The following is a 3,481-nucleotide window of genomic DNA, read 5'->3' on the forward strand; positions in this document are numbered from 1 at the left end:
GGATCCGCCGCGGCGATCCCACGCTTGGTATGTTGGCTATGCCCCCTATCGGGACAGCGGGACGGCGTTCCATGACCAGCCTGAGCTGGTGGTCGTGGTCTTTCTGGAAAACAGCGGCGGTGGGGGTGGATCACGGGCCGCTCCCATCTTTCGAGAGGTGATGCGGGCCTACTTCCGACCCGAGTCGTGAGCCCTAGCTTTCTGTCGGATCCGAGCCGAGCAGGTATAAAATCATCTTTGCAGTCTCTTGTCTCCCAGAAAATTGCATTAAGATCCCCTAAAACCCCTTGCCCAGCAGGCTTCTGCCCTAACTTAGCTGTAGAATATGTCAGTGATTTGGAGCTCAACTGCCACAATCCTGCCATTCGCGCCAGTGGCGCCTTGGCGCATTGCAGGGCAAGCCCCGCTCCCACACACTGAGAACACTCTGGGCCGTGGCCGCTCTGCAACGCCTGAGCGAATCCGCGATCCGGAGAACGCTCTAACTCTATTGCCTAACTCAGAAGGAGATCAGGATGAACAAGGCAGAACTTGTTGATGCCGTCGCTCATCGCGCCAATGTAACCAAAAAAGAAGCGGAGGCTGTCATTTCCGCCGCACTGGAGATCATTGTCGAAGAGGTCGCATCCCGCGATGAAAACGGTGAACCCAAGGGGAAGGTGACCCTGGTGGGCTTCGGCTCCTTTGAGGCTCGCAAGCGCAAAGAGCGGGAAGGTCGCAACCCGAAAACCAACCAAAAAATGGTGATCCCAGAGAGCATCGTCCCCACTTTTACGGCGGGCAAGTCATTCCGCGAAGCAGTAGCAGGGGGGAAATCTTAATTTCGCCGGGTTGGGACTCGGCTGCTGGGTAGGGCGTGGAGCAGCCTCGACATGGTGGCAATTGGGCTTGGGGAGCAGCAATCGCTGGCTGCTCTCCCCAGGAGATTCTGGATTTTTCGGCCAGCTTGAATCCGCTGGGCCCACCGGAATCGGTCTTGCAAGCTCTGACTCAGGCGCTGTCTGCAGCAGACCCGGTTGTAATCAGCCGCTACCCGGATCCCGACTATCGGGACTTGCGCATCTGTTTGGCCAACCATTGGGCCGTCGATCCTGAGTGGATCTTTGTGGGCAATGGGGCAGCGGAGTTGCTCACCTGGGCAGCCCGGGATGCGCAAGGGCGGGAGGTATGGCTGCCCCAGCCTGCTTTTGGGGATTATGCGCGGGCTCTGCGGGCAGCAGGGGTAACCATCAAGCCGCTGCCTTTTTTCCCCGGCCAGGGATCCGCCGGTTTTACCCTTCTGCAGGAACCCCTTCCGGCGGCAGGCAAGGGAAACCGGGTGCTCTGGCTGAACAACCCTCATAACCCGACGGGCCAGCTCATCCCGCAGCAAGATATCCTGCCTCTCCTGCCCCAGTTCGACCGGGTGGTGGTGGACGAGGCTTTTATGGACTTTTTGCCGGGGGAGCCCACCCTGAGCTTAAACTCCAGCCCGTCGGCAATGCCCCGCAGCCAAACCTTGATCCCCCACCTGGCGGCTCACCCCAACACCATCGTCATCCGTTCCCTCACCAAGTTTTTCACCCTGCCCGGCTTGCGCATTGGCTTTGCGGTGGGGCACCCGGATCACTGGCAGCGCTGGCGACAGTGGCGGGATCCCTGGAGCGTCAACGGATTGGCGGGAGTGGCAGTGGCGGCAGCTTTGGCCGATGAAGACTTTCGCCGGCGCACCTTCGCCTGGCTGCCCGTGGCCCGAGAGCATTTGCTCAGGGGTTTGCAAGCGCTGCCCGGCTGGGATCCCTGGCCTGGTCAAGCCAATTTTGTGTTGGTGCGCTGCCCTGGCTCTGCCGTCCAGATTCAGGAAAAGCTGTTGCGGCAGCACCGGATTCTGGTGCGGGATTGTCTGAGTTTTCCCGAGTTGGGGGATCGCTACCTGCGCATTGGCCTGCGCACCTTGGCGGAGCAGGAGCAGTTGTTATCGGCCTGCCGGGAGATCCTGGAGAATAGCTAAGGATTTTCCTGCGGGAGAGATTCTCATGCCCGAAGCTACCGCCTTTTGGCCGGAATGCGATGCTCCTCTTGTGCGGGGGGTAGCCCACTACAGCGACCTGGAGTTGCTGCGGGCCTTTCAACGGCAGCCGGAGGTGGCGCGCTACTTCATCGGCCTGTTTTGCCGCTACTGCAAGTGGGTGGACGGGATCCTTGCCGAGCATCTGCCGCCAGAGCAATGGGCTGCCTGTCGAGAGCAGGTTTGGTTGCGGCTTTACCCGCGCCTACAGCGCCTAGATGTCCACAGCCTTGTGGAAGAAGCGGCTGGCGAAGGGGATCCTGTGCTGCGACCCTGGCTGGCGGAGCAAACCCGTGAGCTGATCCAATCCTTGGATGGGATCCCCACCCACCCTCAAGCTTCTCACGGCCTCAACTCCACCAGAGGCGGGGCAAAGTCCTCTCTTTCACCGGCACTGGCCTGTTATTTGACCGCCGGTTTGGATACCCTGCCGGGAGATCTGCGCTTCATTCTGCTGCTGCGGGATCGGTTTGGCTGGTCACCGGTTCGCATTGCCGACCAACTCAAGGCTGACGGATATTACCTCGCCCCAGAAGATGTGGATGCCATCGTTGCCTCTGCCCGCCAGATCTTGCTTCAGAACCTGCCGGCAGATGTGCGTGCCCTCTATCTGGAGGCAAAGCCCTAGAAGACTGCCATAGCCTTATGGCATGGTGATTTATGGCAGGGTATAGAGCGCTGGCAATCCTTGTTCCTAAGGTGGTTTCTCCTGTTAAGCTGTTCCCGGCTGTAACAGTAGACTGGCATTGTTTGCTGTCAGACTTTCATTAAGTTGAGTGTGGGCTGTCTATGAGTCCTTCTCCGCTTCCCCCAGACGCAACCCAACCCTTATCTCCGGCACAGCAGTCCCATTCACATCAAGTTCCTCAACCTGCTCTTCAGGAAGCGCTGAGCCACCTGCATTTGGATGTGCTGAAAGAACTGGAGCGATTTCGCCTCTGGCAGCGTTTGCAGCGCATGGACTCTGTCCCGCCCCCACGAGCAGGTCAGCTTGGGAATACCAGCTCTGTACAGCGCCCTTCACCTGTGCTCATTCAAGAGGTGGTGGAAGACTTGGAAGAGGAAGAGATGCCGCGGCCCTCCGGGGCCTTTTCGCCCCTCTGGGTCTTGCTGCTGTGGGTGCTTTCCTGCGCGGGGATTGGCTTTGGGGTGCGCTGGCTGATCTGGCCGGAAGAACTGTCCCTGCCCCAAAGTGCTGCCAGCAGGGCGGAAGAAGGGATCCCTGCCCAGGTGGATCTGGCCCAGTTGCCCTTGATCCCAGTGGAACCGGTGGAAGGGCAGGTGGGAGAGGAGTTCTATTTCGGTGGCTTGGATCCCGGTCGGTTGTCCCTGGGCTTGGCGGCCACCCCAGACTGGAAGGACTTGCAGGTGGATCCCCTTCAAGACGTTCCCAACCTGCTGGATAGCCTGCAAACTGACTTGGCCTTGGCTTCC

At 59.7% G+C, this 3,481-nt stretch carries 4 protein-coding genes and 1 pseudogene; all 5 read left to right on the top strand.

What is annotated here, in order from left to right:
- Positions 1 to 190: hypothetical protein (locus tag NW838_RS11145; RefSeq protein ID WP_414428056.1), on the top strand; the 190-nt coding region annotated here is incomplete at its 5' end.
- A 325-nt stretch (positions 191 to 515) separates the two neighbouring features.
- Complete coding sequence (locus NW838_RS11150; protein ID WP_414332065.1) at positions 516 to 821, top strand: HU family DNA-binding protein; 306 nt, start codon at positions 516 to 518, stop codon at positions 819 to 821.
- Positions 822 to 856: 35 nt separating this feature from the next.
- Positions 857 to 1,990: a threonine-phosphate decarboxylase CobD gene (gene cobD / locus NW838_RS11155; protein WP_414428057.1), complete on the top strand. Its 1,134-nt coding sequence runs from the start codon at positions 857 to 859 to the stop codon at positions 1,988 to 1,990.
- Between the two features lie 25 nt (positions 1,991 to 2,015).
- The gene (locus tag NW838_RS11160) at positions 2,016 to 2,675 is read left to right on the top strand and encodes a hypothetical protein (protein WP_414356478.1); all 660 of its coding nucleotides are present in this window, start codon (positions 2,016 to 2,018) and stop codon (positions 2,673 to 2,675) included.
- A gap of 281 nt (positions 2,676 to 2,956) precedes the next feature.
- Positions 2,957 to 3,481 (top strand): annotated as a pseudogene (locus NW838_RS11165) (hypothetical protein); the annotation flags it as partial.

The sequence above is a fragment of the Synechococcus sp. R55.2 genome (assembly GCF_047462075.1).
GTDB lineage: Bacteria > Cyanobacteriota > Cyanobacteriia > Thermostichales > Thermostichaceae > Thermostichus.

Excerpts from the sequence above, each read along its gene's own strand:
- NW838_RS11150 (WP_414332065.1), top strand. The coding sequence starts at position 516 with ATGAACAAGGCAGAACTTGTTGATGCCGTCGCTCATCGCGCCAATGTA.
- NW838_RS11160 (WP_414356478.1), top strand. The coding sequence starts at position 2,016 with ATGCCCGAAGCTACCGCCTTTTGGCCGGAATGCGATGCTCCTCTTGTG.